The following is a 16,982-nucleotide window of genomic DNA, read 5'->3' on the forward strand; positions in this document are numbered from 1 at the left end:
CGCAGCCCGGAACGGCAAACTGTTGTCGACTGCCTTCAGTTGGAGCGAGCCGATGAGGCACAATGTCGGACATGTCTGTTGCGCAGCCGGTCGACGTGGATCGTGACGTTGTCGACTTCACCGTGGTCGGGAAGTGGATGGGTGAGCAGGGTCTGCCTGGTGGTGAGTTCGAGGGGGTGACTCCCCTCGGGGGCGGGACGCAGAACATCATGCTGCGCTTCACCAGGGGTGGCCGGGACTACGTATTGCGCCGCGGCCCCAAGCATCTGCGTGCCAAGAGCAATGAGGTGATCCGGCGCGAGGCGAGGCTGCTGGGGGCGCTCGACGGCGCCGATGTGCGCGCGCCGCGAGTGATCGCCGCCTGCCCCGACGAAACGGTCCTCGGCGCGGTCTTCTATCTGATGGAGCCGATCACCGGATTCAACCCGCAGAACGAGCTGCCCGAGTTGCACGCGGGAGATCCGGAGATTCGGCGGCAGATGGGTCTGTCGGCGGTGGAGGCCATCGCACGGCTCGGGGCGCTCGACTACCAGGCGCTCGGACTCGCCGACTACGGCAAGCCCGACGGCTTCCTGGAACGGCAGGTGCCGCGCTGGCTCGGTGAACTCGAGTCCTATTCGTCCAACGAGGGTTACCCCGGCCCGGAGATCCCGGGTGTGCGGCAGGTCGGCGAGTGGCTCGATCGCAATCGGCCCGCGCAGTGGACTCCCGGCATCCTGCACGGCGACTGTCACCTGGCGAACATGATGTTCTCCTTCGATGGCCCCGAGGTGGCGGCGATGGTGGACTGGGAGATGTCCACCATCGGCGATCCGCTGCTGGACCTCGGCTGGCAGATCGCGACCCGTCCGGTGCCGGGCACCGCGGGTGCGGCGCTGGTCGGCAAGCTCGGCGCGGTCGGCGGGCTGCCGACCCCGGAGGAGATGATCGCGCACTACGGCAAGTTCTCCGACCGTGATCTCAGCGTGGTTCCGTGGTACACGGTGCTGGCCTGTTTCAAGCTCGGCATCGTGCTGGAAGGCACCCATGCCCGCGCTTTCGCGGGCAAGGCGCCCAAGCAGGTCGGCGACTTCCTGCACGCCATCACTCTCGAGCTCTTCGAGCGTGCGCAAAGCTTGATGGAGTAGTCCGACGGAGCCGGATGGCGGCTGTCGGTGATCCGGGGCTGCCATTCTCTCGGCTCGACGGATCCGGGCCTTTGGTTGTCGGAATCTTGCGGACATGTGGCTGTATATGTGTGGCTGATGATATTCAGCCAGCAATAGGGTGGGCCGCATGCCAATCGTGCCTGACGTGAAGAACTGGACCTGGGTCCTCGAGCGGTCCTGTCCGGAATGCGGATTCGACGCGGCCGCGACGCCGTACGAGGCGGTCCCCGGGCTGGCACGGGAGTATGCCCGTCGGTTGACGGCGAGGTTGGCGCTGCCGGACGCGGTCACCCGCCCGGACGAGGGAACGTGGTCGACGCTGGAGTACGCCGCCCATGTGCGCGACGTGTGCCGAATCTTCGCCTATCGGACCGCAGTCGCGGCCCGTGTCGAGGCGGTCGACCCCCGGGTGCCCGCCTTCGATGCGCGGGGGCTCGATGCCGCGGAGGCTGCCGACGGGGTGCCGGTGTTCTCGAACTGGGACCAGGACGAAACGGCGATCGTTGACCGATATGGCGAGCAGGACCCGGCCATCGTGGCCGCCGAGCTGGCCGAAGCCGCCGACAAGGTGGCGCGCGCGCTCGAATCGGTGCCTGCTGCCGACCGTGGATTCCAGGTGCGGCGCAGCGACGGCTCGACCTTCACCGTGGAGACTCTCGCGGGTTATTTCGTGCATGACGTGATTCACCATGTTCACGACGTGCGCGGGTGAAATCGGGCAGGATCTGAAGCGAGCAGGTCTGGGGGCGGCGGGAATTGGAACCGGTTCGGGGGTTCGGCTGATCCGTACCGACGAATTTTCGACCCGGTACTAGAACGCGTTCCAGTTTTCTCGTAGTGTGGGTGCAGTCACATAGAAGCCCGTGCATGCGAGAGGTCTACACGAATGAAGACGAAAGGCGCGATCCTGTGGGGGATCGACCAGCCGTGGTCGGTGGAGGAGATCGAGGTCGGTGACCCGGTCGCCGGTGAGGTCCAGATCCGGATGGAAACCGCCGGAATGTGCCACTCGGACCACCACATCGTGACCGGTGCGACCCCGATGCCCGGCTATCCCGTGATGGGCGGCCACGAAGGCGCGGGCGTGATCACCAAGCTCGGGCCCAACTGTCCCGCCGACCTGCAGGTCGGCGACCACGTGATCCTGTCGTTCATCCCGGCCTGCGGCCGCTGTCCGGCGTGCGTGAGCGGCAATATGGCGCTGTGCGACCTGGGCGCCGGGCTGCTGATGGGTCAGGCGATCAGCGACGGCACCTATCGAATCCAGGCGCGCGGTGAGAATGTCATCCCGATGTGCCTGCTGGGCACCTTCGCGCCGTACATGACGGTGCACCACACCTCGGTGGTGAAGATCGACCCGACCATCCCGTTCGAGGTCGCCTGCCTCGTCGGCTGTGGCGTGCCGACCGGCTTCGGGTCCTCCACCCATGTCGCCGAGGTCAAGCCGGGCGAGACCGTGGTGATTGCCGGCATCGGCGGTGTCGGCATGAGCGCCCTGCAGGGCGCGGTGCTCTCCGGCGCCTCCAAAGTCGTTGCGATCGACCCGAACCCGTGGAAGCGCGAGCAGGCGCAGAAGTTCGGCGCCACGCACACCTACGAGAGCATGGCCGCCGCGATCATGCCGCTGATCGAGGCCACCGAGGGCCGGATGGCGCAGAAGGTCATCCTCACCATGGGGGAAATGCACGGCGACTACGTCGAAGAGGGCCTGATCCTGACGGCCAAGGCCGGCACCCTGGTGATCACCTCGATGGGCCGTATGGACGCCGGCGATGTCAAGATGAACACCTTCCTGCTGTCCATGCTGCAGAAGACGGTGAAGGGCTGCATCTTCGGTGGCGGCAACGCCCGCCAGGACGCACCGCACCTGCTGTCGCTGTACAAGGCGGGCCAGCTCAACCTGGACGACATGGTGACCCGCAGCTACTCCCTGGAGGAGATCAACCAGGGCTACCAGGACATGCTGGACGGCAAGAACATTCGCGGCATCATCAAGTACACCGAGGCCGACTGGTAACAGTCGCGGCGGTCACCGCTCGGCGAGCATGGCAGCGATTCGTGCGACGAGGTCGTACGGAATCGGCTTGCCGAGCGGGAATTTCACCGTACCCCTGCCGGCCCGGTACGGCTCGACCTCGCGTTCGAACGCAGCATCGCCGTCCGGGATCGGGTACAGGCTGACGTGCTGTTTCCAGCCCGCGAAATGAACGACGTTATGACGGTTCAGCTTGAAGGTCGGGATGTCGTAGGCGATTGCCTCTGTCGCGTCCGGTAGCACGCCGGCGATGGTGCGCCGGATTTCCTCGAGGACCGTTGCCACATCCGCTGGGAACGAGGCGATGTAGGCGTCGATATTCGCAGGTTTCGTTGCCACGAGCTCCTCGATTCGGTGCACGGTTGGCGATGGATTGATCCGGCGAGGTGGTCAGGGGTAGCAGCGCAGCAGCGCCGCGCGCAGATTGCGGCTGCGGACATCGTCGAGCACCGCGAGACCGAGGCGGTTCATCGAGTAGCCGAAGCCGAGACTGGTTGCCGGATCAGCGAATCCGAACGAGCCGCCGAGGCCCGTTGTGCCGTAGGCCCGCTTGTCGGAGCCGAAGCTGAACGAGCCGCGCGACTTGCGGAAACCGAGGTGGTAGCGACTCTTGGTGTGCAGCACCAGATCCTCGGCGGGCACATCATCGGCCGTGTCCGCGGCGGCGAGGCGGTCGAGCACGTCGTTGTCGATCGGCAGTGCTCCGGTGCGGCCCGCGGCAGCGCCGTACGCCATGGCCAGCGACCTGGCATTACCGACACCATTGGAGCCGGGCATCTCGACCTCGAGGAACTCGCGCCGAGCCGCCCTTGCCGGCGCGCCCACCCGCGGATTGTTCAGCGCCGCATAGGAAAACCCGCGCTTGGCGAATAATTCGGCGCCGATCCGCATGGGGATGTCGCGCTCGTAGCGCAGGATGTCCATGCCTTCGGTGGCGGCGAGGGTCGCGATGCGATCCATGCTCTGCTCGGCGGGCAGGCCGATGAAGAAGTCGAGTCCGAGCGGTTTCGCGATCTCCTCGGCGAAGAACCGACCCAGCGAGCGACGTGCGGGATCAACGCGGCGCACCAGTTCGCCTTGATAGAGGCCGAGGGTGATGGCGTGATAGCCGTGCCGGGTGCCGGGACGCCATGCAGGTTTCTGCGTGGCGAGGATGGTGGCCAGCCCGTCGAGGTCGGCGAGCTGGGGGAGGCGGACCACGGTGTCCAGACCGGACAGGCCCGCCTGGTGGTCGATCAGCTGCCGGACGGTGACGGCGTCCTTGCCGTTGACGGCGAACTCCGGCCAGTACGTCGCGACCCGTTCCTCGTAATCGAGCAGGCCACGCGACACCAACGCGGCGATCACGAATCCGGCCATGCCCTTTGTCGAGGAGAACACCGGGACGATAGTGTCCCGCTCCCACGGCAGCGTCCGGCGCCGATCGCGATGACCCGCCCACAGATCGACGACCGGGCGATCACCCGCGTAGACGGCTACCGCGGCGCCGATTTCGCCGTGCTGGGAGAAGTTGCGGCGAAATGCGTCGGCGACGGGTTCGAAACCGGACTCCACCTCGCCATGGATAGTGGGCTGTGCGCTCATGGTTCGTAGATGGTACCGGCGGTACCGGAGTCTGTGGGTGTCGGTCGGCGCGGACCCGTCCGAGTCACCGGAGACGTCGCGGAATCGGTGGAAGTGTCCGCTTACCCCGGCCTGTCGGGTGTCTCGTACGCTCGCCTGGTGCGTTCACTCGAGCAGATCAGGGACTGGCCGGTTCGGCATGCGGGGGCAGGCGTCGTCACCAGCGCGGGCGCGACGACCGAGGGCGATGTCGAGCGAGTGTTTCCGCTCGCATCGGTGACCAAACCGTTGGTCGCCTATGCGGTGCTCGTCGCGGCGGAGGAGGGCGCGATCGAGCTCGACCAGCCCGCGGGCCCACCGGGATCGACGGTGCGACATCTGCTGGCGCACACCTCCGGTTTCGCCTTCGATACCACCGATGTGCTGGCCGCGCCGGGGACTCGACGGATCTACTCGAGTATCGGCTTCGAGGTGCTTGCCGCGTTCGTCGCCGAGCAGTCCGGGATCGGGTTCCCCGAATATCTGCACGACGCGGTCTTCGAACCGCTCGGCATGACCGCCTCGGTGCTGACCGGCCCCGCCGGACACGCGGGCCGCTCCACTGTCGCCGACCTGACGCGCTTCGCCGCGGAGTTGCTGAATCCGCAGTTGATCTCCGCGCAGACGCACGCCGAAGCGACGTCGGTCCAATTTCCTGGGCTGGGCGGTGTGCTGCCCGGTTACGGTTCGCAGCGGCCGAACGACTGGGGGCTCGGTTTCGAGATCCGTGACGGCAAATCGCCGCACTGGACCGGTCGCGGTAATTCGCCTGGTACCTATGGCCATTTCGGACAGTCCGGCACGTTTATGTGGGTCGATCCCAAAATAGGGGTGGCGAGTATCGCGCTGACCGACGAGAATTTCGGCGACTGGGCGCGGGAGGTTTGGCCGGTCTTCTCCGATGCGGTGATAGCGGAGTCGACGTTTGCACGAAATGAGGCGCCTGAGTAACACCACGGAACGTGCTTCCGAAGTAACACGTGTAACTCCGGGCACTCCAGTACACTCAGGCAACGCCGGATTCGACGGGTCGTTGGGGAAGACGTCCCTCGTCGAAACTGGAGGTGTTAGTGGTGCGCGCATCGAGTCAGTTCGCGGACGCGACGGCGGGTGTGGTCTACATCCACTCGTCGCCTGCCGCGCTGTGCCCACACATCGAGTGGGCACTCACCTCGGCCCTGGCCGCTCCCGCGAAACTGCGCTGGACCGCGCAGCCCGCCGACGGCCAATTGCGCGCAACCAGTGACTGGGTCGGGCCGGTAGGCACCGCGGCCCGGATAGCCCAATCCTTGCGGTCCTGGCCGGTGCTGCGCTTCGAGGTCACCGAAGACCCCAGCGACGGCGTCGACGGCGAGCGCTACAGCTTCGTGCCCAACCTCGGCCTCTGGCACGGTTCCACGAGCGCCAACGGCGATGTCACCCTCGGTGAGATGCGCCTGCGCGCCCTCCTGCAAGCCTCCCGCGAACTCGGCAAATACGCAGGCTACGACCTCGCCGCCGAAATCGACCGAGCCCTGGGCACCGCATGGGACGAGGACCTGGAGATTTACCGTCACGGCATCGAATCCGGCGCCGAAGTCACCTGGCTCCGCCGGGATGTGGGGTAGATCGGGCTTTCTCTGTCCTGAGCGCTCACCGCCCTCAGCGCTCGCCCGCAGATCGAGTACAGCGCTAGTCGTGACCGCGGCGTGCCGAGTCGGCCGTACGGCACGAGATACGCAGGGTCCTTTAGGCTTTGCCAGCGTTGCTCGGTCGGTTCCAGCGCCCGACCACTGACGGCTGGATCCCTCGGCCACGGCTCGCGGATGTGGATTTGGATGTCGTCCTGCAGAAATTCGCGTCAACGCCATCGCAAACCCTTCGGCAGTCGCACTATCCGGTCCGCTGGGATCAAGGCTGCGGTAGTCCCCGCATCCGGTACCGCGATGCTCACCAAAGAATTCGGTAACGGACTACCCGTCCGCTCACTGAACGTCTGCCATCGATCCCCTACCCCGGTAGCGACCTGTACCGAAAAACCCAGCGAATTCTCGATATCGGAGGCAAGTAGCCGCGCACCTCGGACTGCTCGTCTATGTCCACACTCTTATCTTCAATAGGTGTTTGCGAAGACAACTGATCTTCTGGTGGCCGGGTGGGGTTTTGAACCGTCGCTCAGGTTTCGGATTCTGGCAGGTTCTCCGGGAAGACGGTGACGTGGCGGATGGTTCCGGAGAGGCCGGGGAGTTCGCGGGGCGCGGTCCAGGTGCGGAAACCATCGTGGCTGTCGCTGTAGAAGTATTTGTCCTCGGTGTAGGCGTCGAAATAGATACGCCAGCCGCCACCGGGCAGCTGGATGAGCGACTGGCCTTCGCGTGGGGTGCCCCAGCCTGCCCAATTGCCCGTCGCGACAAAGACATACGGGCCGGCCGCATTGAGGGCGACGGCGAGCTCGATGTACTTGGTGGTCTCGTTCTTGGTGAACGCGAAGTACTTGCCGCCGTGTGCGACCACGGTGGTGTCGATGTAGCCGATTGCGGCGGTGTCGAACGGGTTGGGTGGTGCCAGCCCTGCCATCGGTGTCAGCACACTCCACGAACGCATCGACGCATCGGTGGCCGTCATCAGATACGGCGTGAAACGGCGCCCGTTGGTCAGCGACACGATGATGCTGATACGGCCGTCGACATCGACGAACCACTCGGGTGCCCAGCATGCCTCCACACCGAGCATCGGGACCGTGAAGTCGAAGAGGTGTGTCCAGGTGACTCGATCGCTGCTCCGCGCGAATCCGATGATCTGACCGTCGCCCGACGCGGTGTAGGCGAGGTAGTAGTCGCCGTCGACATTCCGGAAGATGCTCGGGTCACGCATTACTCCGCTCGGCGGCCGATAGGCCGAGCCGCGCAGCAATTGGAATGCGGTCGCATCGGTGGATTCGTAGACATACAAATCGGTTTCGCTGCTGTTGGTGAATGCGGACATCGTGTACCGCACCGAAGTCGCGCCTCCCGCGGCGCGCCCCACCGACAGCGCAGCCAACGGCAGACCGGCCGCCAGCGTCAGCACCGACCTCCGACAGACCCTTCCCGACGTCATCGCCCGAATTATTCAGGCCGGATCGTCCTGGGGTCGCAGACACGCCGCTTGCGATATTCCTGTCCCAGAGGGCTATTCCGCCACCGATATTCATCGCAGGGTGAGCGGGGTCTCGGATTCGATGCGGGTCAGCTTCTCCGGGTTGCGGATGTAGTAGAGGCCGGTGATGCGGGCGTCCTCGACGCGGATCGCCATGATGCCGTCGAGCTCGCCGTCCAGGTGTACGAGCAGTGCCGGGTTGCCGTTGACGACGGTGGGGTCGATGGCGAGCGTGGCTCCGAACTTGCCGGTGCCGCCGATGATGTAGCGGGCTACCTTCTCGGCGCCGATGACCGGCCGCAGCGCAGCTCGCTTGATGCCGCCGCCGTCGCTCATCAGGACGACCTCGGGGGCGAGCACGTCGAGGAGGCTCTGTGGGTTCCCGGTTTCGAGCGCGCGCTGGAACGACTCCAGAGCCGCCCGGGTCTGGCTCGGGGAGACCACCGAGCGCGGGCGGCGGGCATCGACGTGCTGACGGGCGCGATGCGCGATCTGGCGGACGGCCGCCGGAGTTTTGTCGACGGCGGCCGCGATCTCGTCGTAGCCGATGTCGAAGACCTCGCGCAGTACGAAGACGGCGCGCTCGGTCGGTGACAGTGTTTCCAGGACGAGCATCAACGCCATCGACATGCTCTCGGCGAGTTCTGCCTCCTGGGACGCGTCCGGTGCAGTGAGCATCGGCTCGGGCAGCCACGGGCCGACGTAGGACTCCTTGCGGCGGTTCATGGTGCGCAGCCGGTTGAGCGACTGGCGGGTGGTGATCCGGACCAGGTAGGCGCGCTGGTCGCTCACCTGTCCCAGATCGACCTTCACCCAGCGCAGCCAGGTTTCCTGGAGGACGTCTTCGGCGTCGGCCGCCGATCCGAGCATCTCGTAGGCGATGGTGAAGAGCAGGTTGCGGTAGGCGACGAAGGCCTCGGTCGCCGGGTCGGTGGTGTGGTCGCTCATCTCGCGCTCATCCTTCGCGGGCGGTCCTGGTGGCCGAAGGCTTTCAAGCATGCATCCACAGCATGGTCCTTTCGTTGATAGCCATTCGATCCGACCCGCCCGATTGGTGCGATCGAGAGTGGACACTCGGCGTGCGGCTGTGACATGCCGATTGGACGATGGGTCCGCTGCTCGGCGGTCTGTCGATCAATGCATGTCAGGTGGCGGTGTCCTGCAATCGGGGCACCGCCACACGCATGCGGTATGGATCCGTTCGTCATCGACCGGATCGGCCAACAGATACTTGGGTCAGGCTGCCAGTTCAGCGGTGGTCAGTGCTTTCTCGTGCTTGGCCTGCAGCTGCTGCCGGCGCTTGTCGTCCTTGGCCCACCAGGTGCGCGCACCGGGCTTGCGCGCCTCGTACGTCAGTTGCCAGACGGTGCTCCAGCAAACGAGCTCCTTGAGCTTCGCGCCCGGCCAGCCGCCGAGGTAGGACTTCTTGGCGGTGTCGTCCTTGCTGGAGAACTGGAAGATGCCGGCGCGGCGACCGAGGCTGATGCATTGACCGGCGAACCCTACGTCGATGGTCGCGGGCTGCTCACTCGCGATTCGGCTGAGGACGGTCTCGGCGGCCTGCGGGCCCAGCTGAACTGCGGACTGGCAGCCCATCCGGAACGGCAGGTCCGACGGTGCCGCCGAATCCCCGGCTGCGATGATGCGCGCGTCGTCCACGCTCGTCAATGTCTCGTCGGTGAGCAGGCGGCCCACGGTGTCGGTGCTCAGCCCACTACGGGTGGCCAGGTCCGGCACCCCGAATCCGGCGGTCCAGATGGTTACCGCGCTCCGCAGCGTGTGGCCGCCACTGAGCTTTACGGTATCGCGAGTCACACCGGTCACCTTTGCGTCGGGGCCTTCGAGCACGGTCACGCCGAGTTCGGTCAGCCGCTTGGCGACCGAGCGTCGACCCCGAGGATGCAGGTACGGTCCGAGTACCTCGCCGCAGACCAGGGTCACCGCGCGGCCCTGTTCCGCCAGCTCGGCAGCGGTCTCGATACCGCTCGGACCCGCGCCGACAACCGTCACCGCGGCCGTTGCTTGCGCGGCGTCGAGGACCCGCCGCAGCCGCTGCGCCTGTTCCAGGCTGGCGATAGGGTAGGCGAGCTCCGCCGCTCCGGGCACGCTGGGGTCGGCGCTGCCGCTGCCCACTGCGTAGATCAGGTAGTCGTAGTCGACCGTGCCGCCGCCCGCCAATTCCACCCTGCGCTCGGCCGCGTCGATCCGTGTCACGGTGTCGACCGTCAGTCGGATGCCCTCGGCCAGGACTTTTCGGTAGTCGACGACCGCGTCGTTGGACCCGCCCACCAGTTGGTGCAGGCGGATTCGCTCGACGAAACTCGGGCGCGGGTTGATCAGGGTCACCGTCACGTCGTCGCGCTGCGTGAGGCGGTTGGCCGCCATGACGCCGGCGTATCCTCCGCCGATCACGACCACATCGATGTTCTCGGTCATGGTGTCTCCTTCGTTTACAAGGGGTTCGGGCACAAGACACCGCGTGCTGGATCGTTGTGACAGTGCGTGAGGCATGTCACTCCACGGGTGTGGGTTCGGCATGCCTGTCAACCGCTGCGGAACCTGAACGAACAGTCGTACCAGCGCTTGATCTCGACCCTCACCATCCTCGTCGGCTGGGAGGCCCAAATCGCTTTGCACGACGTGCGCGGCCTGGACCCGTAGGCCGAACAAGACGCCGTCACCTGGGTCGCAAGGGTTTTGGTCGAGGCCGTGATCAAGGAAAACGACGCACACCCCGAGCGCGGCAGCCAAGATTGATGCACCCGTTGGATGTGCCGGAGAAGGCTCGCCGCCGCGATCTCGGCAACGATCGCCGCCGAACTCGGTGTGCGAGCCACTGTTGGTGAGCTGGCCCGTATCTCTCCGCGCGCGCTGATCAACGCAACGGACGCAATCATCCAGAGGATGCCGGAACTCGTCGAATCATGGGGCCCCATGGCACTGACCCCCACGCCGTTCTCACCCATCGTCGACGGTGACGTCCTCCCGCACGCGCCCTGGCGTGCGCTCGTCGGCGGCGCCGCGCGGGGCATCGATCTTCTCGTGGGGCACACCCGAGACGAATTCCGGCTGTTCAATACTCGGCTGGGCAGCGAGGTGACCGATGAGCAGGTTTCCGCCACACTCGTGGGTCTCGCGCCGGCCTCGAACAGCAGCGGGGGTTACCGCACCGTCTATCCCGAGGCCACCCCCGCGCAGCTGTATGAACTCGTCAACTCCGACTGGCTGTTTCGGATGCCGAGTCTGCATCTCGCGGACGCCCAGCACGCCGGGGGTGGGCAGGCCTGGACCTACGAACTCTGCTGGAGCTACAACCAAGAGCAGGGTGCCTCGCACAGCCTCGACTTGCTGCTCGTCCTGGGCACGCTCAGCGTTGAGGATGTGCGCAGCCATCCGTCCGCCGGCATGAACGCCGCAGACGAGGTCATCGGCGTCGCACACCACATGCGCACCGACTGGCTGAACTTCGCGACCACCGGCAACCCCGGCTGGGCGCCCTACGATCCGGACACACGATCCACCTGTGTCTACACCGCCGAGCCGATCACCCAGCCCTACCCCGAGGAACGCTCGCGCCACATCTGGCATACACACCGGTTCGACACCCTGGACCTACTTCATACCGAGTAACAGCGACACGATGATGCCGACGCGGCCGTCGAGGTCGACGAACCACTCCGGCGTCCAACAAGCCTCGATTCCGGGCATCGGGACGGTGAAGTTGCAGAGGTGTCCAGGCTCGGCGACCTCGGCCACCAGTAATAGGACGTCATCGAGGTGGCTTGGGGTGGTCAGGTGTCCCCGTTGCCGTTGAGGTCTACCGGCGTTGGCGCAGTTGGCCTTTCGGGTGCCGGGCCGCGGCGGCGATGCAGGCGCTGGCCATTTGCGCCGATTGTGGTCCGCGGCAGTCGCTTCTGCTCGTCGTCACTGCCGCCTCGTTGAACGCTCGGATCCGGGCGTTCTCCCGGGATTCGCGCCAGATGAGGCGGCCTTCCAGCGGCGGTGCGTCATCGATGGGCAGGTAGGTGATGCGCGGGTGGGCGCGGTAGCAGGAACCCTCGTCGCCCACCACGAACGCGCCCTCGCCTCCCCCGACCAGACTGATCGCCTCCTGAAAGGTGTTGGCAGTCTTGCCGTACCGGATCAATCTGCCATCGGGTGTCCGCTTCGGCACTCGATCGTCGGCCACGACCGACGGCGTCGAGTCGGGCGCTCCGATCAGCGTGATGTCGGCCAAATCGTTCAGAGACACAGAGTCGCGCGCGGCCAACGGGTGTCCGTTCGGGAGGGCAAGCAGCCGAGGCAAGCTTCGCAGTACCGGGCCGATGCCGAGGTCGGGCCCATCTACGGGATGAAACATGAGCACCATCTCGACCAGATCAGCGCGCAGGGCTGCCGAACCCTCGAAGAGGGGCAGTTCCCGGATTCGGACGTCGGTGCCTGGGTGGGTGGCGGTGAACCTGTCGGCGGCATCCAGCACGAAGGTGCTTGCCCCCGCGCCGACAAAGCCGACCTCGAGTACGCCGGTTACACCCCGGCCCGCGGCGGTCGCGCGCTCGACTGCCAGTTGGATCAGGTCGTGGCCGGGGCGCAGGTCGTCGAGGAACTGCTTGCCGACCGGGGTCAGCGCCACGCGGCGGCTGGTGCGTTCGAACAGCGGAGCGCCGACGCGGCGCTCTATCCCCTGGATCGTCTGGCTGACCCGTCCGGTCGACACCTGTAGCCGCTGCGCGGTCTTACCGAAGTGCAGCTCGTCGGCCAGCGCCAGGAAGGCCTCGATCTCATACCGTTCCACCGCTACTCCGTCTCGCTCGTGCTCAGGCCCGCCAACTCGAGGGCCCTACTAACTACCGCCGAGAAGCGGGATTTGTTCCTGATCGTCCGGGCGACCTTTGCCGAGGTCACCCGAACGAGACCGCTGAACGGATCGTTGAGTCGTTCTAAACGGTTGTTAGGCAACGGGCTGTTGTTCCCGGGACTCTCTTCCCGAATTCTTGGAGACGCAGTTTTCCAGAGAGATGAGAGACGAGAAGCGATGTCCGAGAAAACCAAAAGCGTCCTTGTGCTCGGTGACACAGGCAAGACCGGAAGCCGGGATGTGGATCGACGGCCACCGCGCGACTTCACCGACTACGCCGATACAGCGGCCGCCACCGGGATCTGGCAGGACAGCGCTCAATGACGTTGGGGCGCACCCCAACTCCGGCATCGCCAGCTCGACGATCGACATTCTGGAGCACCAAAGTTGAATCTCTCCCGCATCGCCACCACCCTTTCGCTGATCGGCGCCGCGTTCATCATCTACGTCGGCATCAGCTATCTGGTCACGCCGGCGTCCATGGCCCCGCAATTCGGGCTCCCCGAGTGGCCACACGGTGACGCGGTCGCCTTCTTGAATATCAAGGGCATTCGCGATATCACGGAGGGACTGATCATCCTCGCCCTGCTTGCCGCTCGACAGCGGTTTGCGCTGGGCCTGGCGACTCTGGTCATCGCGCTGACCCCGTTCGCCGACATGCTGACGGTGCTGCGCTACCACGGGTCGACCTCGACCGCTCTGAGCGTGCACGGCCTCACCGCGGTGCTGGTCGCGCTTACCGGTGGCCTATTGCTCCGTGAGCAGCGCGTGCTGCGGACCGGCCGCGAAAAGGCAACCGCCACACGGCTTATCGGTGCCGGGGCCGCACAGTGAGGACGGCCCGAGCGGCCACGCTGGTCCTGGCAATGGTGTCGGCCGGTCTGACGGCAGGGCTGTTCGCCGGGTTCGCCTACTCCGTGATGCCCGGCTTGCGCCGCAGCAGCGATACCGCCTTCGTCGAGGTCATGCAGAACATCAACGTGGTCATTGTGAACCCGTTGTTCATGACCTTGTTCATGGGTGGGCTGGTTGCGGGGTTGGCCGCTGTGGTGACGAACTGGCGGTCGGATGATCCGGCGGTTCGGTACTGGGCCATCGCCGGGTTCGTCTGCTACGTGGTGATGTTCGGGATCACCAGCGGCGCGAACGTTCCGCTCAACGACAAGTTGGCTGCTGCGGGTGACCCGGCTCAGATCGCCGATCTGGCCGCGGTGCGTGCGCAGTTCGAGGGACCGTGGGTGGCCTGGAATATCGCCCGCGCGATCGTGAACGTCGGTGCGCTCGGCGGCTTCGCATTGGCACTGTTGCGTTTCCGGCGTACCGCCGACCGAGCAGCCTGAACCGAGAACCATTTGTCGAAGGAGTCACCCACATGTCACTGAACGTGCCGGAATTCGCCGAGTCCACCATCGTGCGTTCCGACGACGCCGAAGTAATCGGCCAGGCCCCCATAACCATCCGCCTGCTTGCCGACAGCAGCTCGACCGGCGGCGCACTGTCCACGCATCGGGTCACGCTGCGGGATGGTGCGAATGGTGCGGGCCCGCACCATCATTCGCGCTCGGCGGAGCTTTTCTACATGCTCGACGGCACAGCTCAGGTGCTGTCCGGCGACCAGGTGGTGACCGCCGAACGCGGCGATGTGGTCGTCGTGCCGCCCGGCCTCGCGCACGCATTCGCCGCGGCGCCGGGACACGACGCCGACATTCTCATCATCATCACCCCCGGGGTCGAACGGTTCGAGTATTTCCGGCACCTCGAGCGCATCGCCTACGGGAAGGTTCCGCCCGAAACCCTGCTGGATGTCCAAGAGATCTATGACACCTACTTCGGCAACAGCACGACCTGGAACGACGCCAGATCCTGAACGACAAAGGGCGGGCCGATCGCACGCGGGCGGCCCGCCCACCCGGAAACCCTGACTCAACGAAGGCCATCTTGAAGAAGATCTACTACGCGGCGCACACCTACATGATCATCGGTGTGATCAGCGGCTTGTTCTATCGCGAGTTCACCAAGTTGCACGATTTCACCGGCAACTCCCAACTCGGTCTGGTGCACACCCACCTGCTCGCCCTCGGGATGCTGTTCCATCTCATCGTGCTGGCATTGGAGAAAGCGTTCACCCTGAGCACCAGCAAATTGTTCGACTGGTTCTTCTGGGTCTATAACGCGGGTCTCGCACTGACCGTCGCGATAATGACCACCCACGGTATCCAAACCGTCGTCGGCGCCGAGACCAGCGCCGCGATCTCCGGCCTTGCCGGGCTCGGACACATTGTGCTCACCATCGGTCTGATTCTGTTCTTCATCAACCTCGGCAAGCAGATCCCCACCAGTACAGCGCAACCCGATCTCGCACCGCAGCAGCACAATCTGCCCGTCTGATCGACCAACCGCCGCCCTCGGCGACCCGGTATGGGGAAATGGAGAAAATGAACATGCGCGCTATCGCGCAGGACACCTTCGGTGGACCTGAGGTCTTGAAGGTCATCGAGGTGCGGCGGCCCGAGCCCGGGCCCGCCGAGGTGCTCGTTCGAGTGTGCGCGATCGGGGTCAACCCGACCGACTCGTGGCATCGAGCCAGCGGCGGACTGGCGGGCGGGCAGACACCGGTCAGGCTGGGCTGGGACGTATCCGGCGTCGTCGAAGCCGTCGGACCTGGCGTCACCATCTTCGCGCCAGGTGATGAGGTGTTCGGTCTGCCACGGCACCCACAACCGGCGGGCACCTACGCGCAGTACGTGACATCCCCCGCACGGCACCTTGTCCGCAAGCCGTCGCGAATATCGCATACCGAGGCCGCCGCTTTGCCCCTGGCCGCGCTCACCGCGTGGCAGGCGCTGGTGGACACCGCCGACGTCCGGCCCGGCCAGCGGGTGCTGATCCACGCCGCGGCGGGCGGTGTCGGACACCTGGCCGTTCAGATCGCGAAGGCGCGTGGCGCCTACGTGATCGGCACCGCCCGCTCCGTCAAACACGACTTCGTGCGCGGACTCGGCGCCGACGAGGTCATCGACTACGTCCAGGTCGACTTCAGCACCGTCGCCCGCGACATCGACGTTGTCCTCGACACGATCGGTGGCGAGTACGGTCCGCGTTCCCTGACGACCCTGTGCGCCGGCGGTCTGCTCGTCTCCCTGGCCGCGCCGTCCGAGTCCTATCTGGCCGACGAGGCGCGCCCGCTCGGCCTGCGCGCCGCATTCATGATCGTCGAAGCCGACCGGGCCGGAATGCTGGAGATCGCCGCGTTGGTCGAAACCGGCCGTCTGCGTCCACAGATCGATACGGTCTTGCCCCTCGAACTGGCCGCCGAGGCACACGAACTCAGCCACAGTGGACGCATTGCGGGAAAGATCGTCCTCACCGTCGATTGACCGCACACCAACGCGAACCTCGAAACCCGACTCGCACGATACGAAGGACGCAATGCCCTACTTCCAGCACGGCGACGTTCGCACCTGGTACGACGTTCATGGAGACGGCGAGCCGGTGCTGCTGTTGCACGGTGGTTTTGTCGACTCGCGCTCCTTCGGACCGGCGGTTGCCATGCTCACCGACCGATTGCGGGTATTCACAGCGGATCGGCGAGGGCACGGCCGGACGCCCGACCTTCCCGGCCCGATCTCCTACGACCTGATGGCGTCGGACACCATCGCGTTCCTGGATCAGGTGGTCGGCGCCTCGGCCCACCTGGTCGGCTACAGCGACGGCGCGATCGTGGCGATGCTGGTCGCGATCCGCAGACCCGACCTCGTGCGCAGACTGGTGTTGATCAGCGGCAATTTCCACTATGACGGCATGACACCAGGCTTGCTGAACGGGTTCATGACCGGTGGATTGGTGCAGCGGCTCGGACCGAGATACGGCGAGGTGTCCCCCGACGGCGAGGAGCACTTCCCGGTCGTAGTGGACAAACTGCTGCGGATGATGGCCGAGGAGCCGACCTTGACCGAGCAGCAACTGACGCACATCGCCAGCCCCACCCTGGTGATCACCGCAGACGACGACGCGGTGACACTCGAACACACCATCGCGCTCTACCGCGCGATTCCGGACTCCGAATTGGCCGTCGTGCCCCGCGCCTCGCACCTGCTTGTGGTGGAGAAACCGGCCCAGGTCTACCCGCTGATCGCCGACTTCCTGACCATCGAACCCGCGCCGACCCTGCAACCGATCCGCCGGGCCGCCGAGCCCAGTCCGGCGCATTGATCGAAAGGAA

General features: G+C 65.7%; 20 protein-coding genes. 13 read left to right on the forward strand and 7 right to left on the reverse strand.

Going from position 1 to position 16,982, the window contains the following annotated elements; translation table 11 throughout:
- Nucleotides 1–62: 62 nt before the first annotated feature.
- From OHA42_RS14770 to OHA42_RS14780, 3 genes are all read left to right on the forward strand, one after another.
- Nucleotides 63–1,127: a phosphotransferase family protein gene (locus tag OHA42_RS14770; protein WP_406237577.1), complete on the forward strand. Its 1,065-nt coding sequence runs from the start codon at nucleotides 63–65 to the stop codon at nucleotides 1,125–1,127.
- 148 nt (nucleotides 1,128–1,275) lie between these two features.
- Entirely contained in the window at nucleotides 1,276–1,860 is a 585-nt protein-coding gene (locus tag OHA42_RS14775; protein ID WP_406237578.1) for a DinB family protein, read from the forward strand.
- Nucleotides 1,861–2,034: 174 nt separating this feature from the next.
- Complete coding sequence (locus OHA42_RS14780; protein ID WP_366527801.1) at nucleotides 2,035–3,165, forward strand: NDMA-dependent alcohol dehydrogenase; 1,131 nt, start codon at nucleotides 2,035–2,037, stop codon at nucleotides 3,163–3,165.
- A gap of 12 nt (nucleotides 3,166–3,177) precedes the next feature.
- On the opposite strand, the gene OHA42_RS14785 is transcribed toward OHA42_RS14780, so the two are convergent.
- Nucleotides 3,178–3,522: an iron chaperone gene (locus OHA42_RS14785; protein WP_406237579.1), complete on the reverse strand. Its 345-nt coding sequence runs from the start codon at nucleotides 3,520–3,522 to the stop codon at nucleotides 3,178–3,180.
- A 51-nt stretch (nucleotides 3,523–3,573) separates the two neighbouring features.
- Complete coding sequence (locus OHA42_RS14790; protein WP_406237580.1) at nucleotides 3,574–4,767, reverse strand: serine hydrolase domain-containing protein; 1,194 nt, start codon at nucleotides 4,765–4,767, stop codon at nucleotides 3,574–3,576.
- A gap of 138 nt (nucleotides 4,768–4,905) precedes the next feature.
- Between OHA42_RS14790 and OHA42_RS14795 the strand changes: the two genes are divergently transcribed.
- Together OHA42_RS14795 and OHA42_RS14800 are read left to right on the forward strand one after the other, a co-directional pair.
- On the forward strand, nucleotides 4,906–5,736 hold the full coding sequence (locus OHA42_RS14795; RefSeq protein ID WP_406237581.1) for a serine hydrolase domain-containing protein: 831 nt from the start codon (nucleotides 4,906–4,908) through the stop codon (nucleotides 5,734–5,736).
- A 122-nt stretch (nucleotides 5,737–5,858) separates the two neighbouring features.
- The gene (locus tag OHA42_RS14800) at nucleotides 5,859–6,392 is read left to right on the forward strand and encodes a DUF3145 domain-containing protein (protein ID WP_406237583.1); all 534 of its coding nucleotides are present in this window, start codon (nucleotides 5,859–5,861) and stop codon (nucleotides 6,390–6,392) included.
- Nucleotides 6,393–6,939: 547 nt separating this feature from the next.
- On the opposite strand, the gene OHA42_RS14805 is transcribed toward OHA42_RS14800, so the two are convergent.
- The 3 genes from OHA42_RS14805 to OHA42_RS14815 form a co-directional block, all read right to left on the reverse strand.
- Nucleotides 6,940–7,863, reverse strand: coding sequence for a glycoside hydrolase (locus tag OHA42_RS14805; protein WP_406237584.1), 924 nt, complete (start codon nucleotides 7,861–7,863; stop codon nucleotides 6,940–6,942).
- A 90-nt stretch (nucleotides 7,864–7,953) separates the two neighbouring features.
- Nucleotides 7,954–8,850, reverse strand: a complete 897-nt coding sequence (locus OHA42_RS14810) for an RNA polymerase sigma-70 factor (protein WP_406237585.1) — start codon at nucleotides 8,848–8,850, stop codon at nucleotides 7,954–7,956.
- Nucleotides 8,851–9,138: 288 nt separating this feature from the next.
- On the reverse strand, nucleotides 9,139–10,338 hold the full coding sequence (locus tag OHA42_RS14815; RefSeq protein WP_406237587.1) for an NAD(P)/FAD-dependent oxidoreductase: 1,200 nt from the start codon (nucleotides 10,336–10,338) through the stop codon (nucleotides 9,139–9,141).
- 333 nt (nucleotides 10,339–10,671) lie between these two features.
- Between OHA42_RS14815 and OHA42_RS14820 the strand changes: the two genes are divergently transcribed.
- Nucleotides 10,672–11,532 (forward strand): carboxylesterase family protein, encoded by an 861-nt coding sequence (locus OHA42_RS14820; RefSeq protein WP_406237589.1) that lies wholly within the window; start codon nucleotides 10,672–10,674, stop codon nucleotides 11,530–11,532.
- Here OHA42_RS14820 and OHA42_RS14825 read toward each other — a convergent pair.
- Both OHA42_RS14825 and OHA42_RS14830 read right to left on the reverse strand, forming a co-directional pair.
- Entirely contained in the window at nucleotides 11,515–11,658 is a 144-nt protein-coding gene (locus OHA42_RS14825) for a hypothetical protein (RefSeq protein WP_406237591.1), read from the reverse strand. The two genes, OHA42_RS14820 and OHA42_RS14825, sit on opposite strands and share 18 nt — an antisense overlap.
- 61 nt (nucleotides 11,659–11,719) lie before the next feature.
- A complete protein-coding gene (locus tag OHA42_RS14830) occupies nucleotides 11,720–12,697 on the reverse strand; it encodes a LysR family transcriptional regulator (protein ID WP_406237593.1) in 978 nt (325 codons plus the stop codon).
- Between the two features lie 240 nt (nucleotides 12,698–12,937).
- On the opposite strand from OHA42_RS14830, the gene OHA42_RS14835 reads away from it, so the two are divergent.
- The 7 genes from OHA42_RS14835 (at nucleotide 12,938) to OHA42_RS14865 (ending at nucleotide 16,972) form a co-directional block, all read left to right on the forward strand.
- Nucleotides 12,938–13,084 carry a hypothetical protein gene (locus OHA42_RS14835; protein WP_328411090.1) on the forward strand — a complete coding sequence of 49 codons (147 nt, stop codon included), beginning with the start codon at nucleotides 12,938–12,940 and terminating at the stop codon, nucleotides 13,082–13,084.
- Between the two features lie 63 nt (nucleotides 13,085–13,147).
- Complete coding sequence (locus OHA42_RS14840) at nucleotides 13,148–13,594, forward strand: DUF4267 domain-containing protein (RefSeq protein ID WP_406237594.1); 447 nt, start codon at nucleotides 13,148–13,150, stop codon at nucleotides 13,592–13,594.
- Nucleotides 13,591–14,100 (forward strand): DUF1772 domain-containing protein, encoded by a 510-nt coding sequence (locus tag OHA42_RS14845; RefSeq protein ID WP_406237596.1) that lies wholly within the window; start codon nucleotides 13,591–13,593, stop codon nucleotides 14,098–14,100. The genes OHA42_RS14840 and OHA42_RS14845 overlap by 4 nt, the downstream gene beginning before the upstream one ends.
- A 32-nt stretch (nucleotides 14,101–14,132) precedes the next feature.
- Nucleotides 14,133–14,627: a cupin domain-containing protein gene (locus tag OHA42_RS14850; RefSeq protein ID WP_328411096.1), complete on the forward strand. Its 495-nt coding sequence runs from the start codon at nucleotides 14,133–14,135 to the stop codon at nucleotides 14,625–14,627.
- Between the two features lie 71 nt (nucleotides 14,628–14,698).
- On the forward strand, nucleotides 14,699–15,148 hold the full coding sequence (locus OHA42_RS14855; protein ID WP_406237598.1) for a DUF2871 domain-containing protein: 450 nt from the start codon (nucleotides 14,699–14,701) through the stop codon (nucleotides 15,146–15,148).
- A gap of 47 nt (nucleotides 15,149–15,195) precedes the next feature.
- Entirely contained in the window at nucleotides 15,196–16,137 is a 942-nt protein-coding gene (locus tag OHA42_RS14860) for an NADP-dependent oxidoreductase (RefSeq protein ID WP_406237600.1), read from the forward strand.
- A gap of 52 nt (nucleotides 16,138–16,189) precedes the next feature.
- Nucleotides 16,190–16,972, forward strand: coding sequence for an alpha/beta fold hydrolase (locus OHA42_RS14865; RefSeq protein WP_406237601.1), 783 nt, complete (start codon nucleotides 16,190–16,192; stop codon nucleotides 16,970–16,972).
- Nucleotides 16,973–16,982 lie beyond the last annotated feature (10 nt).

Origin of the sequence: Nocardia sp. NBC_01009, assembly GCF_045208035.1 — a bacterium.
In the GTDB taxonomy this organism is placed as follows: domain Bacteria; phylum Actinomycetota; class Actinomycetes; order Mycobacteriales; family Mycobacteriaceae; genus Nocardia.

What these genes read in the sequence shown, in the direction of transcription:
- OHA42_RS14770 (WP_406237577.1), top strand. Translation starts at nt 63, where the DNA reads ATGTCGGACATGTCTGTTGCGCAGCCGGTCGACGTGGATCGTGACGTT.
- OHA42_RS14775 (WP_406237578.1), top strand. Translation starts at nt 1,276, where the DNA reads ATGCCAATCGTGCCTGACGTGAAGAACTGGACCTGGGTCCTCGAGCGG.
- OHA42_RS14780 (WP_366527801.1), top strand. Translation starts at nt 2,035, where the DNA reads ATGAAGACGAAAGGCGCGATCCTGTGGGGGATCGACCAGCCGTGGTCG.
- OHA42_RS14790 (WP_406237580.1), bottom strand. Translation starts at nt 4,767, where the DNA reads ATGAGCGCACAGCCCACTATCCATGGCGAGGTGGAGTCCGGTTTCGAA.
- OHA42_RS14805 (WP_406237584.1), bottom strand. Translation starts at nt 7,863, where the DNA reads ATGACGTCGGGAAGGGTCTGTCGGAGGTCGGTGCTGACGCTGGCGGCC.
- OHA42_RS14810 (WP_406237585.1), bottom strand. Translation starts at nt 8,850, where the DNA reads ATGAGCGACCACACCACCGACCCGGCGACCGAGGCCTTCGTCGCCTAC.
- OHA42_RS14815 (WP_406237587.1), bottom strand. Translation starts at nt 10,338, where the DNA reads ATGACCGAGAACATCGATGTGGTCGTGATCGGCGGAGGATACGCCGGC.
- OHA42_RS14820 (WP_406237589.1), top strand. Translation starts at nt 10,672, where the DNA reads ATGTGCCGGAGAAGGCTCGCCGCCGCGATCTCGGCAACGATCGCCGCC.
- OHA42_RS14835 (WP_328411090.1), top strand. Translation starts at nt 12,938, where the DNA reads ATGTCCGAGAAAACCAAAAGCGTCCTTGTGCTCGGTGACACAGGCAAG.
- OHA42_RS14850 (WP_328411096.1), top strand. Translation starts at nt 14,133, where the DNA reads ATGTCACTGAACGTGCCGGAATTCGCCGAGTCCACCATCGTGCGTTCC.
- OHA42_RS14860 (WP_406237600.1), top strand. Translation starts at nt 15,196, where the DNA reads ATGAACATGCGCGCTATCGCGCAGGACACCTTCGGTGGACCTGAGGTC.
- OHA42_RS14865 (WP_406237601.1), top strand. Translation starts at nt 16,190, where the DNA reads ATGCCCTACTTCCAGCACGGCGACGTTCGCACCTGGTACGACGTTCAT.